The organism is Verrucosispora sp. NA02020 (genome assembly GCF_013364215.1).
GTDB lineage: Bacteria > Actinomycetota > Actinomycetes > Mycobacteriales > Micromonosporaceae > Micromonospora.
Window position 1 is genome coordinate 5,583,435 of sequence record NZ_CP054923.1, and the last position, 20,553, is coordinate 5,603,987.

The following is a 20,553-nucleotide window of genomic DNA, read 5'->3' on the forward strand; positions in this document are numbered from 1 at the left end:
CCGGCACCGGTCACGGCACGCCGAGCAGGCGCAGCACCGCGGCGGTGCCGGCGGCGGCGAGGACCACCACCACGAACGGCGCACGCCGCCAGGCCAGCGCCACCCCGACCAACACCCCGGCCGGACGGGCCCAGCCGGCGAACCCGCCCGCCTCGGTCAGCGCCGCGGTGGCCGCCAGCGCCGCCAGCAGCGCCGCCGCGCCGACCGGCAGCAACTGCCGCGCCCACGCCGGCAGGTCGAGCCGGTCCCGCAGCAGCACCCCGGCGACCCGGAAGGCGTACGTCCCGACGGCCAGCGCCACGATCGCCGCGATCAGCACGGCTCCTTCTCCCCTCGCCCGGCCGGCACCGGATCGGTCCCCGCGGCAGCCCCTGGTGGCGCAGCCCTCGGTGGCGTGATCTCCGGCGGAGTGGTTCCCGGCGCGGTCATCTCCGGTGCGTCGACCGGTGTCGGGCGTGCCCGGATGCGCCGGACGGCCAGCAGCCCCGGCCCGGCCAGCGCGAGCAGCACCGGCAGGCCGGCGGGGAGCAGCGGTGTGGTGAGTACCGCCACCAGGGCACCGGCCAGCGCCATCCGCCGGGTCTCGGGGTCACGCAGGCTGGGCAGCAGCAGGGCGATCAGGCCGGCGGGGAAGGCCGCGTCCAGTCCGAGCGCGGCCGGGTCACCGGCCACCCCGCCAGCCAGCACACCGAGCACGGTGCCGGCGTTCCAGGCCAGGAAGAGCAGCACACCGGCGAGCCAGAACGCCCGGCGACGGTCGGCAGCGGGCGGCCGGGCCAGGGTGAACGCGGTCGCCTCGTCGGTCATCAGGTGGCTGCCGAGCAGGCGGTGCCGCAGCCGACGGCCGATCGTGTCACCGAGGGTCAGCCCGAACGGCAGATGCCGGGCGTTGAGCAGCAGTCCGGCGAGGACGGCGGCGACCGGGCTGCCGGCGGCCAGCAACCCGACTGCCATGAACTGCGCGCCGCCCGCGTACACCAGCACCGACATCGTCACGGCGGCCCAGCCGGGGATCCCGGCGGCCACGGCGACCGCGCCGAACGAGGCGCCCACGGCGACCATCGCCGCCGCGATGGCGGCGACGTCCCGGAGTACGCCCGCCCCCGGCGTTCGTTCTGGCGTACGCATGGTTCATCATGATGAACACGCCGCTGATGTTCGTCAAATAGAACAGCATGACCGACGGAGCGAACCATGGCCCCCGAACCCTCTCCCCCGTTGGCCACCATCGCCGCCGCCCTCCGCTACGAGCGGCAGCGGGTGGGCATCTCCCTCACCGAGCTCGCCCGGCGGGCCGGCATCGCCAAGTCGACGCTGTCGCAACTGGAGTCCGGCGTCGGCAATCCCAGCGTGGAGACACTCTGGGCGCTGGGGGTGGCGCTCGACGTGCCGTTCAGTCGATTGGTCGAGCCGCCGGCCACCACGGTCCGGGTGATCCGGGCCGGGGACGGCCCCCGGATCCGCTCCGAGCACGCCGACTTCGTCGGCACGCTGTTGACCGCCGGAGCCGCCCACGCCCGTCGGGACGTGTACCTGATCGAGCTGGAGCCGGGCCGGGTGCGTACCGCCGACCCGCACACCCCGCGCAGCGTGGAACACGTGGTGGTGGGCTCCGGGCGACTGCGCTGCGGCCCCGAGCGGGACCAGGTGGAGCTCGACCCGGGCGACTACGCGACCTTCCCCGGCGACGCCCCGCACCGCTACGAGGCACTCGCGCCCGGTACCTTCGCGGTGCTGGTGATGGAGCACCCCTGACCCGGCACGGGTGCCGCGACGGCGAGTCGACCAAGGGTGGCGGATCGCCGGAAGTCCGACCCCACCAAAGACCTAAATGTCCTGATCAATAGGATAACGTTTGAGTTCGACGAGGGCGCCGCAGTGGCGGTGAACGAGCCCGCGCCGCTACCCTCCATGCGCAGCCATTCAGTGCCGGCACGAGCGACTTGACCGGCCTGCGGGGGTGCCCAGCGCGACCATTTCCGACGAGGTGACATCGGCGTGAGCGAGCGGACGCGAGCCGACCACCGGGGCGCGCCCGTGAGCGGGCGGACGTCGGTCCCGTGGTCAGCCGCGACGTTGCGTTCCGGTGCCGTCCCGTCCGCCAGACCGGCCCGCGACCACCGTGCCGCAGCCCACGCCGCCACCCGGCGATGTCCCGGCCGCACCGACGGGCCCGGCGGATGAGTCGCGGCTACGCCGACCGGTGGCCCGGCCCCGCCGATCCGTCCTGGGTCGTCGAACCGACGGCCGAGTGGGAACCCCAGTTCCCGGGCCAGCGATACCCGGGTGACATCGGCCTCGACCACCAGCCGCCACCCACCCGCAGCCGGTCCAGCGCCGTCGGTCGCGCCGAGGTGCCGCCGCTGGCCCCGACCCGCCCGGACGGCACGTACGTGGGCCGGTCCTGGGACGACGAGCCGGACGGTCGGCCGGGACGGCAGGAGATCCCGGAGCCCCGACGCCACGACGGCCCCACCAGCGCGCCGCCGTTCGACCGGTCGTTCGCCGGTACACGTCCGGAGCGCCCCGGCGCCGAGGACAGGTGGTCCGAGCGCGGACGGGACGGGATCACCTGGTCCGAGATGAGCGCCCAGGGCGCCACCGGTGCACCGCCCCGTCGTGACCAGCGCGACCCCGACCGGTACGACCCCGACCGCTACCCGCCGAGGGACCAGGACCGCCGCGACCGGTACGCCCCACCCGACCCGGACCGCCGCGACCAGCGGGAACCGGACCGCTACGCCCGACGTGACCCGGACCGGCGTGACCCCCGGGAGGCCGACCGGTACGCCCGACGCGACCCGGACCGCCACACCCCGCCCGAGGCCGACCGCCGCGACGCGGACCGCTACGCCCGACGCGACGCGGACCGACGTGAACCGGATCGCCGCGACCCCGGCCGTGTCGGCTGGGACACCCCGGAGCGTCGCGACGCCGACTGGTACGACCGCGATCCCGACCGGCGCGAAGCGGACCGTCGCGATCCCGACCGGCGCGACCCGGACCGGCGCGACCCGGACCGGTACGCCCGACGCGACCCGGACCGCCGCGACGACCGGGACCCCGACCGGTACGCCCGACGCGACCCGGGACGGCGCGCCCCGGACCGCCGAGACCCCGACCAGCGCGACCCGGACCGACGGGACCTCGACCGCCGCGATCTCGACCGGCGGGACCTCGACCGGCGCGACGCGGACCGCTACGCCCGACGGGACCCGGACCGGCGCGACGACCGGGACCCGGAGCGCTTTGCCCGGCGTGGCCCGGACCGACGCGACGAGCGCGACACGGACCGCTACCCCCAGCCTCCGCGCCGATCCGAACCCGTCGGGCGCGACGGTCGCCGGGACCGGGACGTGCCGATCTCCCCTGCCGGACGCCCCGGGCCCGGTTGGGAGTCGGACGAGGACCGTCGTCGCTCGCCCGCCGCGCGTCGACCGGCCGAGGACGTCGACCGCCGGTCGACCGGTGACACCCCGTCGCGACCCCGCTACCAGTGGAGCAGCCACCCGGGCGAGCCCTCGATCGACGACCGGCCGTCGGTCGAGCGGTACGACTACCGCGACGACTTCAGCGAGGGCGACCCGGACAGCGCCCCGTACCCGGACGGCTACGTCGACGAGGAGCCGATCCGCACCACCCGCGACGAGTGGGAACGCCCGGCGGCCCCGGAACGGGATCCGGCGCCGGCAGGCGGCGACCTGCCGTGGCCCGCACCCGGCCCGCTGCGCCCGAGCACCGGACGGGACCACCGCGAGTACCAGCGACCGGCGGCCTCCGAACCCGGCACCGAGCGGGACCGGCCGGACGGCCGTCGCCGCGCCGACGTCCCGGAGCCGGCCGGACCCGAACGGTTCGACGCGGAGCGTCCGGCCGCTCGACGTCCCGACCTGGACCGGCCCGTTTCCCCCGCCCCCGACGACGACGTGCTCCGGCCCGGCCGCCCGCACCTGTCGGTGGTCCCCGACCGCCCGGTCTCCCCCGCACCGGACTCGGATCGCCCGGTGTCGCCCGCCGCCGGTCGCGCCCGGCCGGTCTCCCCCGCACCGGAGCGTGGTCGGCCCGACGTCACCCATCGGGACCGGCCGCTCGCCGCGGTCCCGGATCGGCCCGACGACACCGACCGCGACCGGCCCGGCGGTGGCCGCCCCGACCGGGAACGTCTCGACCGCCCGGACCCGGACCGGCCCGCCGCAGCCGCCGGGCCCCGCACGCAGGCCGGGGAGACCGTCCGGCCGGCCCCGCTGCACCAGCACGAGGTACGCCCGGCCCCGCTGCACGAGCACCAGGTCCGTCCCGCTCCCCTGCACGACCAGCCGGTCGTCGCCACCCCACCCCCGACCCCGACGCCCTCGGTCGCGGCGGCACCACCCGCCGCCGGACCGGTCCGCCCGGTCTCCGCACCGCCCACCCACGGCGCCGCACCGACGCCACCGGCCCCCGCCGCGCCGCCCCCGGTCTCCGCACCACCGGCTCACCGACCGGTCAGCGGACCGCCGAGCCACCGACCGGTCTCCGCACCGCCCGCGCCGGCGACCGCCGGTCCGACACGCCCACCACGTGACCAGTCACCGGTCGACCGCCCACAGGGCGACCGCACTCCCGTCGAGCGCACGCCGTTCGAGCGCACGCCCGTCGACCGCACTCCCGTCGAGCAACCAGCGGCCGAGCGACCACCGGTCGAGCGGTCCGTGCCGGAGACGTCGGCGCCTCGGCCCGACGCCCGGAAGCCGACCCGGTTCCTCCCGCCGCCGGCCGAGCCGGCCGCGTACTCGCCGCCGCCGGCACCGCCCGAGAGCGGACCGGGTTGGTTCGGTGCCGCCGGTTCCGGTCCGGCGGTCACCCCCGATCGGCCCGCCCGTCACGGTTCCCCCGGGACACCGCCGGAGCCATCGTGGTTCAACGCCGGGCAGACCGAGACGGACCGGCCGGTCTCCGGACCACCGGTGCCCTCCCTGTCGACACCGACGTTCCGCTCCGATGACGACATCCCGGTCCGGCCGGTCTCCGGACCACCCACGACCCCGGTCTCCGGACCACCCGCACGGCCGGTCTCGGGACCGCCGGCACGACCGGTCTCCGCGCCCGTCTTCCCGGAGACGTCGGTGGCGTCCACTCCCTACTCGGCGGACCCGGTACCGCAGCTCGCCATCCCGCCGACCGCGCCGGTCTCCGCACCGCCGGCCCTGGACTCCCTGTCGCCGGTCCTGGACACCTCACGGCCGGTCTCCGCGCCTCCCGCCGCACCGGTCTCGGCAGTGCCCGCCACCTCGTCGGATCGGACGCGCACCACGGACCCGGACACCTCGGCGGAGTCGCGGACCCGCCCGGACCTCGACGCCCCGCCGACGCACGCCGCGCCGGTGTCCGCACCGCCGCACATCCCGGCGGCGCCGCCGGACGCTATCGCACCGCCGAACGCCGGGACGGCACCGCCGGACATCCCGGAACTGCCGGCAGACGACACCACGCCGCCCAGTACCGGGCCGTCGGAGAGCGGGCCGTTCACCGACGGGCTGCCGTCGTCGGACAGCGACGACGTCCTTTCCGAGGGCGGCAGCCCGCCACCCCACGCCGGCACGGCGGCCCCGGACGACGAGCCGGAGGACGAGCCCGAGGAGGAGCCCGAGGCACCGGCCGACCCGGAGCAGGTGCTGGCGCACTACCCCTGGCGGCTCGACCCGACGACGCTGCGCGAACTGGTCGACGATCCGGAGGAACTGCGGGAACTCCGGCAGGGGCTCACCGACAAGCTCGACTCCGCCCTGGACAACCGTTCCCGGGCCCGGTTGCTGAGCCTGCGGGCGGTGGCCTCACGCGTACTCGGCGATCTCGACGACGCGGTGGACGACGGCCGGATGGCGCTGACCTACGCGGAGGCCACCGGCGAACTGCGGCGGTCCGCGCTGGCGCAGGCCCGGCTGGCGCACGTGTTGCGCTGGCGGGGCGAGTTCGCCGAGGCCGACCGGTTGTTCGCGGAGGCCAACTCGGTGGAGTTGCCGGACCGGTTGCGCGCGGCGTTGCACGAGCACGCCGCCCGCTCCTGCTACGACCAGGGCCGGTTGATGGAGGCGTGCCACCACTTCGAGCGCGCCCTCGACCTACGCGGCGAGGGGGACGCCGAATTGCTGGCCCGGGTACGCGTCGGCCTGGACGCGATCGCGGCGCGCGCCGAGGAGGGCGGCTTCGGGCCGTACCCGCGGAGTTGGGACGAGGTGCTGGAGCGGGAGCGGCCCCCGGCGCCCGCCCGCGACGGCGACGAGGGCCTGTGGGGGTACGCCGACGACGAGGGCGAGATGGTCGTGCCGGCCCGGTACGCCGAGGCCCAGCCGTTCCGGGAGGGTCTGGCCTGGGTACGCGGCCCGCAGAGCGACCGGTGGTCGTTGATCGACCTGACCGGTGAGACAGTGGTCGAGCCGACCTACCTGGCGGCCCGGCCCTTCTCCGACGGGCTGGCCTGGGTGGTGCGGGACGACAGCGGCTGGCTGGCGGTGGACACCGACGGTGCGGTGGTGGTGCCGCCCGGTTTCGCCGAGGTGCGGCCGTTCCGCCGGGGCGTGGCGGCGGTCCGCCGCGACGGGTGGGGTGCCGTCGACCGCACGGGGCAGATCGTGGTGCCCACCCGCTACCACGGTTTCCACACCACGCTCGCCGACGGTCGGTACGTCGACGGTTTCACCGACGAGGGACTGGCCGTGGTGGACCTGGGTGGGCGCAAGGGTGTGGTGGACCGGACCGGTCAGGTGCTGGTGGCCCCGGCCCACCCGGTGCTGCTGATCCATCCGGTGGCGTTCCTGGCCACCAACGGTGTCGGGCAGTGGGGCGCGCTGGACCGGCGCGGCGGGTCGCTGATCGCCCCGGTGTTCCGCCACCCGGACGAGGTCGTGGCGGAGATCGAGGGACTGCTCAGCGACGCCAGTCCGATGCTCTGACCTGGACGGTCGGGTCGTCGCGGCGCGAGTGCGGCGGCCCGTACCGGCCTGCGGCGCCGCCGCCCCGGGCGGCCACGCCGACCGATGCGTCCAGGATCGCCCTGGCCGTTCGTACCCCCGGTGGGGCTAGGGTCGTGGCATGGAATTCCGACACCTGGGCCGCTCCGGCCTGATGGTCAGCGAGATCTCGTACGGCAACTGGATCACCCATGGCTCGCAGGTCGAGGAGGACGCGGCGTTCGCCTGCGTCCGAGCCGCCCTCGACGCCGGCATCACCACCTTCGACACCGCCGACGTGTACGCCGGCACCCGCGCCGAGGACGTCCTCGGCCGGGCGCTGGAGCAGGAGCGGCGCGAGGGCCTGGAGATCTTCACCAAGGTGTACTGGCCCACCGGTCCGGGCCGCAACGACCGGGGCCTGTCCCGCAAGCACATCATGGAGTCGATCAACGGGTCACTGCGCCGGTTGCGGACCGACTACGTCGACCTCTACCAGGCCCACCGGTACGACTACAGCACGCCGCTGGAAGAGACGATGGAGGCGTTCGCCGACGTCGTGCACTCCGGCAAGGCGCACTACATCGGGGTCTCCGAGTGGAAGGCGTCGCAGATCCGCGAGGCCCACGCCCTCGCCCGGGAGCTGCGCATCCCGCTGGTCTCCAGCCAGCCGCAGTACTCGATGCTCTGGCGGGTCATCGAGAGCGAGGTCGTGCCGACCAGCGAGGAGCTGGGCATCGGTCAGATCGTCTGGTCGCCGATGGCGCAGGGCGTCCTCACCGGCAAGTACCTCCCCGGCCAGCCGCCGCCCGCCGGTTCCCGGGCCACCGACGAGAAGTCCGGCGCCGGATTCATCGCCAAGTGGCTCACCGACGACGTGCTGACCCGGGTGCAGCAGCTCCGGCCGCTGGCCGACCAGGCCGGCCTGACCATGGCCCAGCTCGCCGTGGCCTGGGTGCTGCAGAACCCGAACGTCTCCTCGGCGATCGTCGGCGCGTCCCGCCCCGAGCAGGTGCACGACACCGTGAAGGCGGCCGGGGTGAAGCTCGACGCCGGTCTGCTCAAGGCGATCGACGAGATCGTCGAGCCGGTCACCGAGCGGGACCCGGCGCGTACCGAGTCGCCGGCCGAGCGGCCCTGACCCGGCCCGTCCCCGGCCGAGGCGGGCACGTGCCCCGGCCGGGGACGGCGGTTCAGCTCTGCCAGAAACGGACCAGGTCCAGGCCGGTGGCGTAGAGCCAGGGCGGCAGGCCCAGGACGTCACCGATGGCGAAGACCGCGTCGAAGAACCAGCCGCCGATCGTCGGATTCCACAGCAGCGCGAACAGCAGGATGAAGCCGTACGGCGCGAAGAGGTCGTACATCCGCCGGTAGGGCGGGCTCAGCCACGGCTGGATCATGTTGCCGCCGTCGAGTCCGGGCACCGGGAGCAGGTTGAGCAGGCTGGCGGTGACCTGGAGGAAGGCGAGCAGGGCGACGGCGGCCCAGAACTCCACCGGCCCGCCGCCCGACGAGCCGAGACGCAGCACCGCCACCAGCACCAGCGCGAACACCACGTTGGTGGCCGGACCGGCGAGGCTGACCAGGGTGTGCCGCAGTCGGCCGGTGATCACGTGCCGGTCCACCCAGACCGCACCGCCGGGAAGTCCGATGCCGCCGAGCAGCACCACCGCCACCGGCAGCGCGATGGAGAGCAACGGGTGGCTGTACTTGAGCGGGTTGAGCGTCAGGTAGCCGCGGTGGGCCACCCCCCGGTCACCGAACCGGTACGCGACCACGGCGTGGGCGTACTCGTGCAGGCAGAGCGAGACCAGCCAGCCGGTGACCACGAAGCCGAACACCGCGACGCGGACGTTGCCGACGCCGTGCCAGGTCAGCAACGCGCTGGTGACCAGCAACGCGACCAGTGCGAGGAACACCGGGCTGGGCCGGAACGCGGCCCGGGGCACCCCCAGCACCAGCGGCTCGGAGTCCCGCGGCGACATCACTCCGCCGGAGGTTGCAGGCTCATCCTGTAGTCCACCCGATCGTCCTCCAGCAACGCGACCGAGGTGACGCCGGACGCCGCGAGCTCCCGCCAGGTCTGGCCGATCCAGGACTCGGCGTCCGCCTGGCTGCCGAACGACTCCCCCGGCCCGTCGACCGACTCGCCGTTCGCGCCCTCGTACCGCCAGCTCCACGCCATGTGCGCGTCTCCCCTCGCCGCTGATGTCCCGTGGGGACGGGACCTCCGCCAGCGTAGTCGCACCGCACGGTCGACCGCCCGGCCACGGGCGTCGATCGGGGGCGTCGCGGTGCGCGGTCGGCACGGTGGTTGACCGTCGCCGGGCCGGGTATCTCCGGAGGAACCGGATCTTCAGGAGGCGACGATGACGACACCCATCCCGGAGATGGACACGGCACAGCTTCGCGACATCGCGGTACGCGGCGGTATCCAGGGCGCACGGGAGATGGACCGGGAGGAACTGGTCGACGCCCTGGTCGCCCGCCCCGGCGAGGGCGCCTGGCAGGAGGACCCGAAGCCGGCGGACGTCAACCCCAACGACTACATGTACCAGTCCCCCGAGCCTCGGTGAGCTGGCGCGGGAGCGTGGCCCTGCGATGCCGCTCCCGCCCGGCCGGCCGTTAAGGTACGAGCCATGTCCCTAGACGGGTGGAACACGCTCCTGGTGCTCGGCGGCATCCGCTCCGGCAAGTCGGAGTTCGCCGAGGCCCTGGTGGCCGACGCGGTCTCGGTCCGGTACGTGGCCACCGCCGCCGGCGGAGGCGACGACGACGCGGAGTGGGCGGCACGGATCGCCGCGCACCGGGAGCGCCGGCCGGAGACCTGGAGCACCGAGGAGACGGCGGACGATCCGCGTCGACTGGCCGACGTGATCGCCCACGCCCGGCCGGACGAGACGTTGCTCGTCGACGACCTCGGCGGCTGGGTCACGGTGCTGCTCGACCCGGCCCACCAGCCGGCCGACGACACCGTCACCGTCGCCGAGCTGGCCGCCGCCGTCCGGGACTGCCCGGCACGGCTGGTGCTGGTCAGTCCCGAGGTCGGGCTCTCCCTGGTGCCGACCACGCCGCTGGGCCGGGCGTTCACCGACGCGCTCGGCGCGGTCAACCGGGCCGTCGCCGACGCCTGCGACGCCGTGGTGCTGGTGGTCGCCGGCCAGCCGGTCCGGTTGAAGCCGGCCGCGCCGGAGCACGCACCGACCGCCGAGCCCTCGCCGGAGCGGTCCACCGCCGCCGTCAACGGCACGGCGGTGCCCGCACAGGCCGGCCCGAACGACGCGCGGCCGGTCGACGGTGTCGCGGCGCTGCCGGCGTCGCCGCCGGTGACCACCCCGGAGGCACCGGCCGCGTCCGCGCCGGTCCCGGCGGCCGACGACACCGGGTGGACGGCACCCACCATGACGCTGCCGGTGGCCGACACCGGTCTGGTCATCCAGCCGGGCATGGAACTGCCCATGCCCGACGACTACGCCGGTCCGCAGGCGGTGGAGCGACTCGCCACGCTCGACGTGCCGGGTACCGGGCTCGGCGTCCTGGAACAGGTGGTCTCGTTCGCCGCCGCCACGCAGGGCACCCCGACCCCGGCACCCTGGCAGTCGGTCCGGGTGCTGCTGCTGCACGGCGACCACGACGGCGGGAGCGCCGCCGGAGCCCGGGCCGGGGAGTCGGCCCGGCGCGCCGAGGCGGCCCGCGCCGGTCAGGGCGTGCTCGCCCGGCTCGCCGCCGAGAGCGGAGCAGGTCTGCAGGTGGTGGAGGCGCCCACCGCCGCCGCCATCGAGCACGGCCCGGCGCTCACCGCCGAGCAGGTCGACGCCGCGCTGCGGTACGGCTGGCGGCTGGCCGAGGAGGCCGTGGACGCCGGCGTGCAACTGCTGGTGGTGGCGGCGTGCGGCGCCGGCACCGAGGCTGCTGCGGCGGCAGTGCTGGCCGCGACCGCCGGTGCCGAGGCGCCCGCCGTGCTCGGCCGCGTGATCACCGAGAACGGCGAGATCGACGACGTGGCCTGGATGGCCCGTTGCGCGGCCGTCCGGGACGCCCTGCACCGCACCCGGCGCGCCTCCCGCGACGCCAAGGACGTGCTGGCCCAGCTCGGCGGCGGCGACATCGCCGTGGCCACCGGCATCCTGCTGGGGGCGACCGCGCGCCGCACGCCGGTGCTGCTGGACGGGCCGGTCGGCGTGGCCGCCGGCCTGGTCAGTCGGGACCTGGCCGGGCAGGCGCGGCACTGGTGCATGCTGGCCGACCACGGCGGGCACCCGGCCGTCAAGCTCGCCTCCGACGTGCTCGGCCTGAGCCCGCTCGCGCAGCTGCGGCTGGACCTCGGCGAGGGGGCCAACGCGTTGACCGTGCTGCCGCTGCTGCGCTCGGCGCTGGCGCTGGCCGCCGCGCTGCCGCCGCGCCCGTCGCACGACACGGCCGACGCCGGCGACGTGGACGCGACCGACGAGCCGGATCCGGCCGAGGAGGACGAGCCGGACTTCCGCGAGCCCGAGCCGGCAGGTCCGGGACCGACCAGCACCGAACCGGCGGAGCAGGGCACGCATGCCGGCTGAGCCCCGGCTCGGCGACGGGGCGCGGCTGGCCCTGACCACCTTCACCATCCTGCCGGTACGCGCCGGCCGGATCGACCGGACCACGGCCGGTACGGCGATGGCGCTCGCCCCGGTGGTCGGCGCCCTGCTGGCCGTGCCGCTCGGCGGACTCCTGCTGCTGCTCGGCACGGTCACCGCACCGCTGGTCGCCGCCGGGGTGACCGTCGCGGCGGGCGCCCTGCTCACCCGGGGCCTGCACCTGGACGGGCTGGCCGACACGGTGGACGCCCTCGGGTCGTACCGGCGGGGGCCGGCCGCGCTGGAGATCATGAAGAAGCCGGACGTCGGGCCCTTCGGTGTGGTCGCCCTGGTGCTCGTCCTGCTGGTGCAGGCCGCCGCGCTGGCGGAGTTGGCCGGCCGGTCCCGGTCGGCGGCGTTCGCGGCGGTGCTGGCGGCCCTGGCGGCCGGTCGGCTCGGGGTCTCGCTGGCCTGTCGGCGGGGTGTCCCGGCAGCCCGCCCGGACGGACTCGGTGCGATGGTCGCCGGCACCGTCGGGCCGGTCACGCTGGCCGTGGCGACGGCCGCCGTGGCACTGGCGGCAGTGCCGGCCGTGCCGGACCGCCCGTGGCAGGGGCCGCTGGTCGTGCTCGCCGCGCTGGCCGTCGCGGCCGGGCTGCTGCGACACGTGGTACGCCGCCTCGGCGGCATCACCGGCGACGTGCTCGGCGCCACCGTGGAGCTGGTCACCACGCTGGTCTACCTGGGTCTGGTGCTGTCCGGCTGAGCCGTGCGACCACCGGCGGGTAGCGTTCCTTGTCGACAGCACCGGCGCGGCCACCCTGGGGACGACATGCTCATCACCGACGACTTCCTGCCCGTACCGGTCCCGGAGTCGCTCACCGCGACCTATCTGGTGCCGACGGTGGGGCTGCCGTCGGTGACCGCCCGCACGGCGGTCCGCAGGCTGGCCGGCCGGCTGGCCGAGCCGGTGCACGGGCTCGCCGTGCAGATGTTGGACAGCCCGCTGATGAGCGTCGACATCCGCCCGATCGGCGAGTTCCCCGCCCTGCCGCCGGACCTGCTCACCGCGTTCGGGGCCACGCAGGCGCAGCTCGACCGGCTGGGTGCCGCGAGCCATCTGGTCGTGGTGCAGGCCGAGTACCGGCCGGGGTGGCCGCCCGCCCACGAGTGGGCGGCCCGCGCGGTGGCCGCCGCCGTGGCCGAGGAGGTCGGCGGCGACGTGGTCGACGTGTTCGGGTTGCAGTTCCTGGACCCGGCGGCGGCGCTGCGGTCGCTGCCGGACGCCGAGGGCCGGGTCCGGCTGGTCGACTGGGTGCTGGTGCCGTACTCCTCGGACGCCGAGGGTCTCTGGTTCACCACCAAGGGACTGCGCCGCTTCGGTCTGCTGGAGTTGCAGACCCAGGGCGTGCCGGACCACCTCACCCGGGCCTGGGGCGCGGTGATGACCGGCGCCGCCCGGCGGCTGCTGCGGGACTGGACCGACGGGCTGGCCGGCGACGAGGTGCCCGCGTTCGTGCCGCTGCCGGTGCTGGCCACGGTCACCGGCCACGACATCGCGGTCGCGTACGGCAACCCGGAGCAGCACGGGGCGACCGCGCCGGTGCTGCTCCGGCTGGAGCTGGACCCGGCCACCGACCCGGAGGCCGACTCGTTCCTGAGCCTGCGCCCACCGGCCGGGCACCCCGGCCCGGACGGGCGCTACTTCGCCGCCGCCTGCGGCACCCTGTTCGCCGGTATCCAGCCCGACGTGCGGTACGCGCGCTCCGGCGACGCGATGAGCCGGGCGGTCGCCACCGCCCGCGCCGGGCTGGGCGACATCCGGGCCCGTTTCCGCGCCGGTCAGCTCCCGTCGGAGACGCAGCTCGTGGTCAAGTACGGGCTGCCCGGCGACGACGGCCCGGAGTACGTCTGGGCCGGGGTGACCACGTGGGAGACGCCGGAGCGGATCGTCGGCGCCAGCGCCAGCGACGCCAACACCGACCCCTCGGTCCGCATCGGCTCGCCGGTGGAGGTCGAGACCACCGACATCGTCGACTGGGCCGTCCTGGGCACCTCCGGCGTCGTCGAGGGCGGCTGGACCCAGGCGGTCCTGGACGCCGGTGAGCCGCCCCGCCCCTGAGTCAGGCCGGCGTCACGCCACCGGTCCGCGTCACTTCACGGAGGGGTCGACGAAAGGCGGTCGGGTCAGCCGGACCGGCAGGCGACGACCGCGCACGTCCACCTGGAGTTCGGTGCCGTCGGCCAGGGCCGGGGCGGTGTCGACCAGCGCGAGCGCGATGCCCTGCTTGCGGGTCGGGCTGAACGTGCCGCTGGTGACCGTGCCGACCCGGGTGTCGCCGTGGTACACCGCCATGCCGGGGCGCGGGATGGCCCGGTCGACGGCCTCCAAGCCGCGCAGCGTACGCGCCGGACCGGCGGTCTTCTCCGCGAGCAGCGCGGCACGGCCCCAGAAGGCCGGCTTGTCCCAGCCCACCGCCCAGCCGGACCGGGCCTGCACCGGGCTGATGTCCAGCGACAGGTCCTGCCCGTGCAGCGGGTATCCCATCTCGGTGCGCAGGGTGTCCCGGGCGGCCAGCCCGCAGGCGCGCGGCGCCGGGTCGGCGGCGAACAGGGCGTCCCAGACGGTGACCGCGTCGGCCGCCGGGACCACCAGCTCGAAGCCCAGCTCACCGGTGTAGCCGGTGCGGCACACGGTCAACGCGACGCCGTCGAGGGAGGCCGGCGAGAAGCTCATGTACCCGTGGTCGGTGGGCAGGCGCAGTCCGGCCAGCAGCGCCGCCGAACGCGGTCCCTGGACCGCCAGGACCGCGTACTCCTCGTGCTCGTCGGTGACCGTGACCTGCTCCGGCGAGGCGGCGCGCAGCCGGCGCACCACCTCGGCGGTGTTCGCGGCGTTCGGGATCAGGAAGACGTGGTCGTCGGCGTACAGGTAGGCGATGATGTCGTCCACCACGCCGCCGGTGGCCTCGTCGCAGCAGAGCGTGTACTGCGCCCGGCCGGGCCCGATCCGCCGCAGGTCGTTGCTGAGGCAGGAGTTGACGAACTCCGCCGCGCCCGGCCCGGTCACGCGCGCCTTGCCCAGGTGCGAGACGTCGAACACGCCGACGTCGGTACGCACCGCGGTGTGTTCCCGCAGCACTCCGCCACCGGCGTACTCCAGCGGCATCTCCCAACCGCCGAACGGGGCGAACTTGGCGCCGAGTGCGGAGTGTCGCCCGGCCAGCGGAGAACGACGCAGCCGGGTCTCGGCGGCGTCGGTGGTCACGTCGGTCATGGGTGGGAACTTACCGGGGCGGACGGGTCTGGTTAGCATCGGCGGGACCCACCGGAGGAACCGGCGGGGCAGCACCGACGTCCGACGGGTACCTCATCCGCCGGCACCAACCGAACCGCCGGTACGCCACACGCGGCCGGCCCGGCCCGCCCGGGAGCAGCTTCCGTGACATCGCCCAGCACCACCCTGAGCCTGGTCGACACCGACCCCGCCGAACTCGCCGTCGACGCGATCGTGATCGGCGTGCACAGTACGACCGGTGAGCAGGACGCCACCAGCGGCCTCGCCGGCACCCTGCTGCTCGCCAGCGGCGCCGAGAGCATCGCCGCCGCCTTCGACGGCAAGCTGACCGAGACGCTGGCGCTGCTCGGCGCCACCGGCGGACCGGGCGAGGTGATCAAACTGGCCACCCTGGGCACCGTCACCGCCCCGCTGGTCGCCGCCGTGGGACTCGGACCGGAGCCGACCGGCGCGGCACCCGCCCCGGAGACCCTGCGGCGGGCGGCGGGGGCCGCCGTACGGGCGCTGGCCGGCGCGTCCCGGGTGGCGCTCGCGCTGCCGCTGCCGGACGACGCCGACGGCCCTGCCGCGCTGCGCGCGGTCGGCGAGGGAGCGCTGCTCGGCGGCTACCGCTTCGCCGGTTACAAGACCCGCCCGCAGCCGAACCGGCGCGAGCCGGTGGCCGAGGTGCTGGTCGCGGTGCCGGACGCCGCGGACGCCGGCGCGCAGGCCGAGGTGACGCGGGCCCGCACGGTGGCCGCCGCGGTCCGGCAGACCCGCGACTGGGTCAACGTCGCCCCGAACGAGCTGCGCCCGCCGGTCTTCGCCGACGCGGTCGCCGAGGCCGGCCGGGCGGCGGGCCTGGAGGTCGAGGTGCTCGACGAGGTCGCCCTGCGTGCGGGCGGCTACGGCGGCATCATCGCGGTCGGTCAGGGCTCGGAGGCACCGCCGCGCCTGGTCAAGCTGACCTGGACCCCGGACGGCGGAGGCACCGGCAAGCGGGTGGCACTGGTCGGCAAGGGCATCACCTTCGACACCGGCGGCATCTCGATCAAGCCGGCGCAGGGCATGTGGGAGATGAAGTCCGACATGGCCGGCGCGGCGGCGGTGGCCGCCACCATGCTGGCCGTCGCGGAGCTGAAGCCGGCGGTGACGGTGACCGCGTACGTGCCGATGGCGGAGAACATGCCGTCGGGGACGTCGTACCGGCCGGGCGACGTGATCACCATGTTCAACGGCAAGAACGTCGAGGTGCTCAACACCGACGCCGAGGGCCGGATGATCCTCGGTGACGCGATGGCCCGGGCCTGCGCGGACGGCTGCGACTACCTCTTCGAGACCTCCACCCTCACCGGCGGGCAGGTGGTCGCGCTGGGCAAGCGGATCTCCGGCCTGATGGGCACCGCCGAGCTGTGCGAGCGGGTCCGTGACGCCGGTGACGCGGTCGGCGAGCCGGCCTGGCCGATGCCGCTGCCGGACGACGTGCGCAAGGGCATGGACTCGGACGTGGCCGACATCTCGCAGGTCAACGCCGGCATGGACCGGGCCGGTCACATGTTGCAGGGCGGTGTGTTCCTGCGCGAGTTCGTCACCGACGACGTCGCCTGGGCGCACATCGACATCGCCGGCCCGTCGTACCACTCGGGCGAGGCGACCGGCTACTGGACCAAGGGCGGCACCGGCGTCCCGGTCCGTACCCTGCTGCACCTGATCGACGACGTCACCGCAAACGGCTGACCTGCTTGTAAGGAAGGGTCCCCTGCTAACGCCTGGTGCATAGCAGGGGACCCTTCCTAACATCCGAACACCCGAGCCGGAGCAGCGCGACGGCCGAGCGCGGGCACGGCGGGGTGCGACGCGCGGTGAGGTCCGGCCGGCGTCCGCGCGGTGGCGAGGTCAGTACTGCTCGGGGCGGCGCTTGCGGCGCTCGTTGTAGTCGCGCATCCGCTGCGGGTAGCCCATCAGGGCGATGTCGTAGACCGGGATGCTGACCCGGTACGCGAAGCGGCGTGCCCCGTCCGGCCCGTCGATGCGGCGCCGGGTCCACTCGCCGTCGTCGGCGATCAGGATGACGGTGGTCTCGGTGACGGTGGTGCGGGGTTCGATGAACGCCTCGACACCCTTGCGGGTCCGGACAAAGTTCTCCAAGTGCTCCAGATCAGCGCGATTGGCCGTACGGTCGGAGTCAACCGCGCGTGCCTGCTTGCGTCGCCGGAACAGTCCCACCGAGCCGTCTCCCCACGCGTCCGTCGTCGAAGGCAGTGCCAAGGGTACGTGGCGACAACGTGTCGTTGGGCACCTCGGTACGCGGCTTCCGCACGGTGGTGACAAGATGGCCGAGGTGGGGTGTGTCCCTGTTACCCCGCCGTGACCCCCGATGCAGCGACGCGACCTGGGAGTTGGACGTGAGCGAGCCGAACGACGCAACCTTCGACATCGTCATCCTCGGAGGTGGCAGTGGCGGCTACGCGACCGCCCTGCGCGCCGCCCAGCTGGGCCTGAACGTCGCGCTGGTCGAGAAGGGCAAGCTGGGCGGGACCTGCCTGCACAACGGCTGCATCCCGACCAAGGCGCTGTTGCACGCGGCCGAGATCGCCGACCAGACCCGCGAGTCGGAGCAGTTCGGCATCAAGGCCGAGCTGGTCGGCATCGACATGGCCGGGGTGAACGCGTACAAGGACGGCGTGATCTCCCGCCTCTACAAGGGTCTGCAGGGCCTGGTCGGCGGCTCCAAGAACATCACCTTCGTGGCCGGGGCCGGCAAGCTGGTCGCCCCGAACGCGGTCGAGGTGGACGGCAAGCGGTACACCGGCCGCAACGTGGTGCTGGCCTCCGGCTCGTACGCCAAGAGCCTGCCGGGCCTGGAGGTCGACGGCGAGCGGGTCATCACCAGCGACCACGCCCTGACCCTGGACCGCGTCCCGAGTTCGGCGATCGTGCTCGGCGGCGGTGTGATCGGCGTCGAGTTCGCCAGCGTGTGGAAGTCCTTCGGGGTGGACGTGACCATCGTCGAGGCGCTGCCCCGCCTGGTCGCCGCCGAGGACGAGGATTCGTCGAAGGCGCTGGAGCGGGCGTTCCGCAAGCGGAAGATCAACTTCAAGGTCGGCAAGCCGTTCGAGAAGGTCGAGAAGACCGACAACGGCGTCAAGCTCACCATCGCCGGTGGCGACACGGTCGAGGCCGAGCTGCTGCTGGTCGCCGTCGGCCGGGGCCCGAACACCGCCGACCTCGGCTACGAGGAGCAGGGCGTCAAGACCGACCGTGGGTACGTCCTGACCGACGAGCGGCTGCGCACCAGCGTGCCGAACGTGTACGCGGTCGGCGACATCGTGCCCGGCCTCCAGCTCGCCCACCGTGGCTTCCAGCAGGGCATCTTCGTCGCCGAGGAGATCGCCGGCCAGAACCCCGCCGTGATCGACGAGGCGGGCATCCCCCGGGTCACCTACTCCGAGCCGGAGCTGGCCTCGGTCGGCCTCACCGAGGCCAAGGCCAAGGAGCAGTACGGCGCCGACAAGATCAAGACGTACAACTACAACCTCGGCGGCAACGGCAAGAGCCAGATCCTCAAGACGGCCGGCTTCGTGAAGCTCGTCCGGGTCGACGACGGCCCGGTGGTCGGCGTGCACATGGTCGGCGCCCGGGTCGGTGAGCTGGTCGGCGAGGCGCAGCTGATCTACAACTGGGAGGCGTACCCGGGCGAGGTGGCCCAGCTGGTGCACGCCCACCCGACGCAGAACGAAGCCCTGGGCGAGGCGCACCTGGCCCTCGCCGGCAAGCCGCTGCACGCGCACGCCTGACCACGACAACCCGCGGCGTCCGGCGACGGGCGATGATCCCCCCACCAGGGAAATGAAGGAGTCTGGAGAACATGCCGGTATCGGTCACCATGCCCCGGCTCGGCGAGAGCGTCACCGAGGGCACCGTCACGCGCTGGCTCAAGCAGGAGGGTGAGACCGTCGAGGTCGACGAGCCCCTGCTCGAGGTTTCCACCGACAAGGTCGACACCGAGATCCCGTCGCCCGCGGCCGGCGTGCTGACCCGGATCGTGGTGGGCGAGGACGAGACGGCCGAGGTCGGCAGCGAGCTGGCGGTCATCTCCGGCGAGGGCGAGTCGACCGGCGGTGAGGCCGCTCCGAAGCAGGAGGAGGAGGCCCCCGCCGAGCAGGCCGCCGAGGCTGCCGAGGAGCCGCAGGCCGAGGCGGAGCAGTCGGCCGTCGAGGAGCCGGCCGAGCAGCCGGCCCAGGCTTCCGCGCCGTCGGGCGAGGGCACCCCGGTCCAGATGCCGGCCCTCGGCGAGAGCGTCACCGAGGGTACGGTCACCCGCTGGCTCAAGCAGGTCGGCGAGACCGTCGAGGTCGACGAGCCGCTGCTGGAGGTCTCCACCGACAAGGTCGACACCGAGATCCCCTCCCCGGTCGCCGGCACCGTCCTGGAGATCAAGGTCGCCGAGGACGAGACCGCCGAGGTGGGCGCCACGCTGGCCGTCGTCGGTGCGGCCGGTGCCGCACCGGCCGAGGCCAAGCCCGAGCCGACGCCGGAGCCCAAGGCGGAGCCGAAGGCCGAGGCCACGCCCGAGCCGAAGCAGGAGGTCTCCGAGCCGACGCCGGGTGCCTCGTACAACGAGCCCGCACCCGAGGCCGAGAAGGCCCCGGAGCCGGCCAAGGCCGAGCAGGCCGCCCAGCCGGCCGCTCCCGCCCCGCAGCGCGCGGCGGCACCGTCGAACGGCGGTGAGCAGTCGGCCGGGTACGTGACGCCGCTGGTCCGCAAGCTGGCCGGCGAGCACGGTGTCGACCTCGCCTCCCTCAACGGCACCGGGGTCGGCGGGCGGATCCGCAAGCAGGACGTGCTGGACGCGGCCGAGAAGGCCAAGGCCGCCCAGGCCGCGCCCGCCGCGGCACCGCAGGCCGCCGCCACGACCCCGACCAAGCCGGCCGCCAAGCCGCAGCCGAGCGCCAAGCGCGGCACCACCGAGAAGCTGCCCCGGATCCGTTCGGCGATCGCCAAGCGGATGCAGCAGTCGCTGCACGAGATGGCGCAGCTCACCACCGTGATCGAGGTGGACGTCACCAAGATCGCCAAGCTGCGGGCGCAGGCCAAGGAGTCGTTCCTGGCCCGGCACGGCGTCAAGCTGTCGTTCCTGCCGTTCTTCGCCCTCGCCGCGATCGAGGCGCTCCAGACGTACCCGATCGTCAACGCCCGGATGGACCTCGACGGCGGGACGATCACGTACCCGGACGCCGAGAACCTCGGCATCGCCGTGGACACCGAGCGGGGCCTGCTGGTGCCGGTCATCCACAACGCCGGTGACCTCAACCTGGGCGGCATCGCCAAGCGGGTGGCCGACCTGGCCGAGCGCACCCGGACCAACAAGATCAGCCCGGACGAGATCGCCGGTGCGACGTTCACGCTGACCAACACCGGCAGCCGGGGCGCCCTCTTCGACACCCCGATCGTGCCGTCGCCGCAGTCGGCGATGCTCGGCACGGGTGCCGTCGTCAAGCGCCCGGTCGTGGTCAACGACGCGGAGCTGGGCGAGGTCGTCGCGGTCCGGTCGATGATCTACCTGGCCCTCTCCTACGACCACCGACTGATCGACGGTGCCGACGCGGCCCGTTTCCTGGTCGCGGTCAAGGAGCGGCTGGAGGCCGGCAACTTCGAGGCCGAGCTGGGCCTCTGACCGCCGTCAGCAGCACGAGAGGGCGCCCCGGTCAGGTGACCGGGGCGCCCTCGTCCGTCGGTGCGGCCGACCGGGTCGCCACCGGCACCTGCCGGCACCCCGACCTGCGACACCGGC

Annotated in this window: 16 protein-coding genes; 10 read left to right on the forward strand and 6 right to left on the reverse strand. The window is 74.5% G+C overall.

From position 1 onward, the window contains the following. Positions 1 to 10: 10 nt before the first annotated feature. Both HUT12_RS24805 and HUT12_RS24810 read right to left on the reverse strand, forming a co-directional pair. Positions 11 to 319, reverse strand: a complete 309-nt coding sequence (locus HUT12_RS24805; protein ID WP_176094924.1) for an AzlD domain-containing protein — start codon at positions 317 to 319, stop codon at positions 11 to 13. After that, positions 313 to 1,128 (reverse strand): AzlC family ABC transporter permease, encoded by an 816-nt coding sequence (locus HUT12_RS24810; protein WP_176094925.1) that lies wholly within the window; start codon positions 1,126 to 1,128, stop codon positions 313 to 315. Before HUT12_RS24810 ends, HUT12_RS24805 begins: the two co-directional genes overlap by 7 nt. Positions 1,129 to 1,194: 66 nt before the next feature. Here HUT12_RS24810 and HUT12_RS24815 point away from each other — a divergent pair, with 66 nt between their 5' ends. The 3 genes from HUT12_RS24815 (at position 1,195) to HUT12_RS24825 (ending at position 8,070) form a co-directional block, all read left to right on the forward strand. Further along, complete coding sequence (locus HUT12_RS24815) at positions 1,195 to 1,755, forward strand: helix-turn-helix domain-containing protein (protein ID WP_131057726.1); 561 nt, start codon at positions 1,195 to 1,197, stop codon at positions 1,753 to 1,755. A 425-nt stretch (positions 1,756 to 2,180) separates the two neighbouring features. After that, positions 2,181 to 6,932, forward strand: a complete 4,752-nt coding sequence (locus HUT12_RS32965) for a WG repeat-containing protein (RefSeq protein WP_254876949.1) — start codon at positions 2,181 to 2,183, stop codon at positions 6,930 to 6,932. A 139-nt stretch (positions 6,933 to 7,071) separates the two neighbouring features. Beyond that, positions 7,072 to 8,070 carry an aldo/keto reductase family protein gene (locus HUT12_RS24825; protein WP_131057373.1) on the forward strand — a complete coding sequence of 333 codons (999 nt, stop codon included), beginning with the start codon at positions 7,072 to 7,074 and terminating at the stop codon, positions 8,068 to 8,070. A 52-nt stretch (positions 8,071 to 8,122) separates the two neighbouring features. On the opposite strand, the gene HUT12_RS24830 is transcribed toward HUT12_RS24825, so the two are convergent. Beyond that, complete coding sequence (locus tag HUT12_RS24830) at positions 8,123 to 8,914, reverse strand: site-2 protease family protein (protein ID WP_176095957.1); 792 nt, start codon at positions 8,912 to 8,914, stop codon at positions 8,123 to 8,125. Beyond that, positions 8,914 to 9,114: a hypothetical protein gene (locus HUT12_RS24835; protein WP_131057369.1), complete on the reverse strand. Its 201-nt coding sequence runs from the start codon at positions 9,112 to 9,114 to the stop codon at positions 8,914 to 8,916. The genes HUT12_RS24830 and HUT12_RS24835 overlap by 1 nt, the downstream gene beginning before the upstream one ends. 184 nt (positions 9,115 to 9,298) lie before the next feature. On the opposite strand from HUT12_RS24835, the gene HUT12_RS24840 reads away from it, so the two are divergent. From HUT12_RS24840 to HUT12_RS24855, 4 genes are all read left to right on the forward strand, one after another. Further along, positions 9,299 to 9,505, forward strand: coding sequence for a hypothetical protein (locus HUT12_RS24840; protein ID WP_176094926.1), 207 nt, complete (start codon positions 9,299 to 9,301; stop codon positions 9,503 to 9,505). A 63-nt stretch (positions 9,506 to 9,568) separates the two neighbouring features. After that, positions 9,569 to 11,485, forward strand: a complete 1,917-nt coding sequence (gene cobU, locus HUT12_RS24845) for a bifunctional adenosylcobinamide kinase/adenosylcobinamide-phosphate guanylyltransferase (protein ID WP_176094927.1) — start codon at positions 9,569 to 9,571, stop codon at positions 11,483 to 11,485. Next, on the forward strand, positions 11,475 to 12,248 hold the full coding sequence (locus HUT12_RS24850; RefSeq protein WP_176094928.1) for an adenosylcobinamide-GDP ribazoletransferase: 774 nt from the start codon (positions 11,475 to 11,477) through the stop codon (positions 12,246 to 12,248). Before cobU ends, HUT12_RS24850 begins: the two co-directional genes overlap by 11 nt. A gap of 66 nt (positions 12,249 to 12,314) precedes the next feature. Beyond that, positions 12,315 to 13,604: a DUF2314 domain-containing protein gene (locus tag HUT12_RS24855; RefSeq protein ID WP_176094929.1), complete on the forward strand. Its 1,290-nt coding sequence runs from the start codon at positions 12,315 to 12,317 to the stop codon at positions 13,602 to 13,604. A 30-nt stretch (positions 13,605 to 13,634) separates the two neighbouring features. On the opposite strand, the gene gcvT is transcribed toward HUT12_RS24855, so the two are convergent. Further along, on the reverse strand, positions 13,635 to 14,759 hold the full coding sequence (gene gcvT, locus HUT12_RS24860) for a glycine cleavage system aminomethyltransferase GcvT (RefSeq protein ID WP_176094930.1): 1,125 nt from the start codon (positions 14,757 to 14,759) through the stop codon (positions 13,635 to 13,637). A gap of 165 nt (positions 14,760 to 14,924) precedes the next feature. Between gcvT and HUT12_RS24865 the strand changes: the two genes are divergently transcribed. Next, the gene (locus HUT12_RS24865; protein WP_176094931.1) at positions 14,925 to 16,496 is read left to right on the forward strand and encodes a leucyl aminopeptidase; all 1,572 of its coding nucleotides are present in this window, start codon (positions 14,925 to 14,927) and stop codon (positions 16,494 to 16,496) included. A gap of 159 nt (positions 16,497 to 16,655) precedes the next feature. On the opposite strand, the gene HUT12_RS24870 is transcribed toward HUT12_RS24865, so the two are convergent. Further along, positions 16,656 to 16,985 (reverse strand): hypothetical protein, encoded by a 330-nt coding sequence (locus tag HUT12_RS24870; protein ID WP_117228376.1) that lies wholly within the window; start codon positions 16,983 to 16,985, stop codon positions 16,656 to 16,658. A gap of 179 nt (positions 16,986 to 17,164) precedes the next feature. Between HUT12_RS24870 and lpdA the strand changes: the two genes are divergently transcribed. Continuing rightward, positions 17,165 to 18,556, forward strand: coding sequence for a dihydrolipoyl dehydrogenase (gene lpdA, locus HUT12_RS24875; RefSeq protein WP_176094932.1), 1,392 nt, complete (start codon positions 17,165 to 17,167; stop codon positions 18,554 to 18,556). Positions 18,557 to 18,627: 71 nt separating this feature from the next. Beyond that, positions 18,628 to 20,436 (forward strand): 2-oxoglutarate dehydrogenase, E2 component, dihydrolipoamide succinyltransferase, encoded by a 1,809-nt coding sequence (sucB, locus tag HUT12_RS24880; protein WP_176094933.1) that lies wholly within the window; start codon positions 18,628 to 18,630, stop codon positions 20,434 to 20,436. Positions 20,437 to 20,553: the final 117 nt, after the last annotated feature.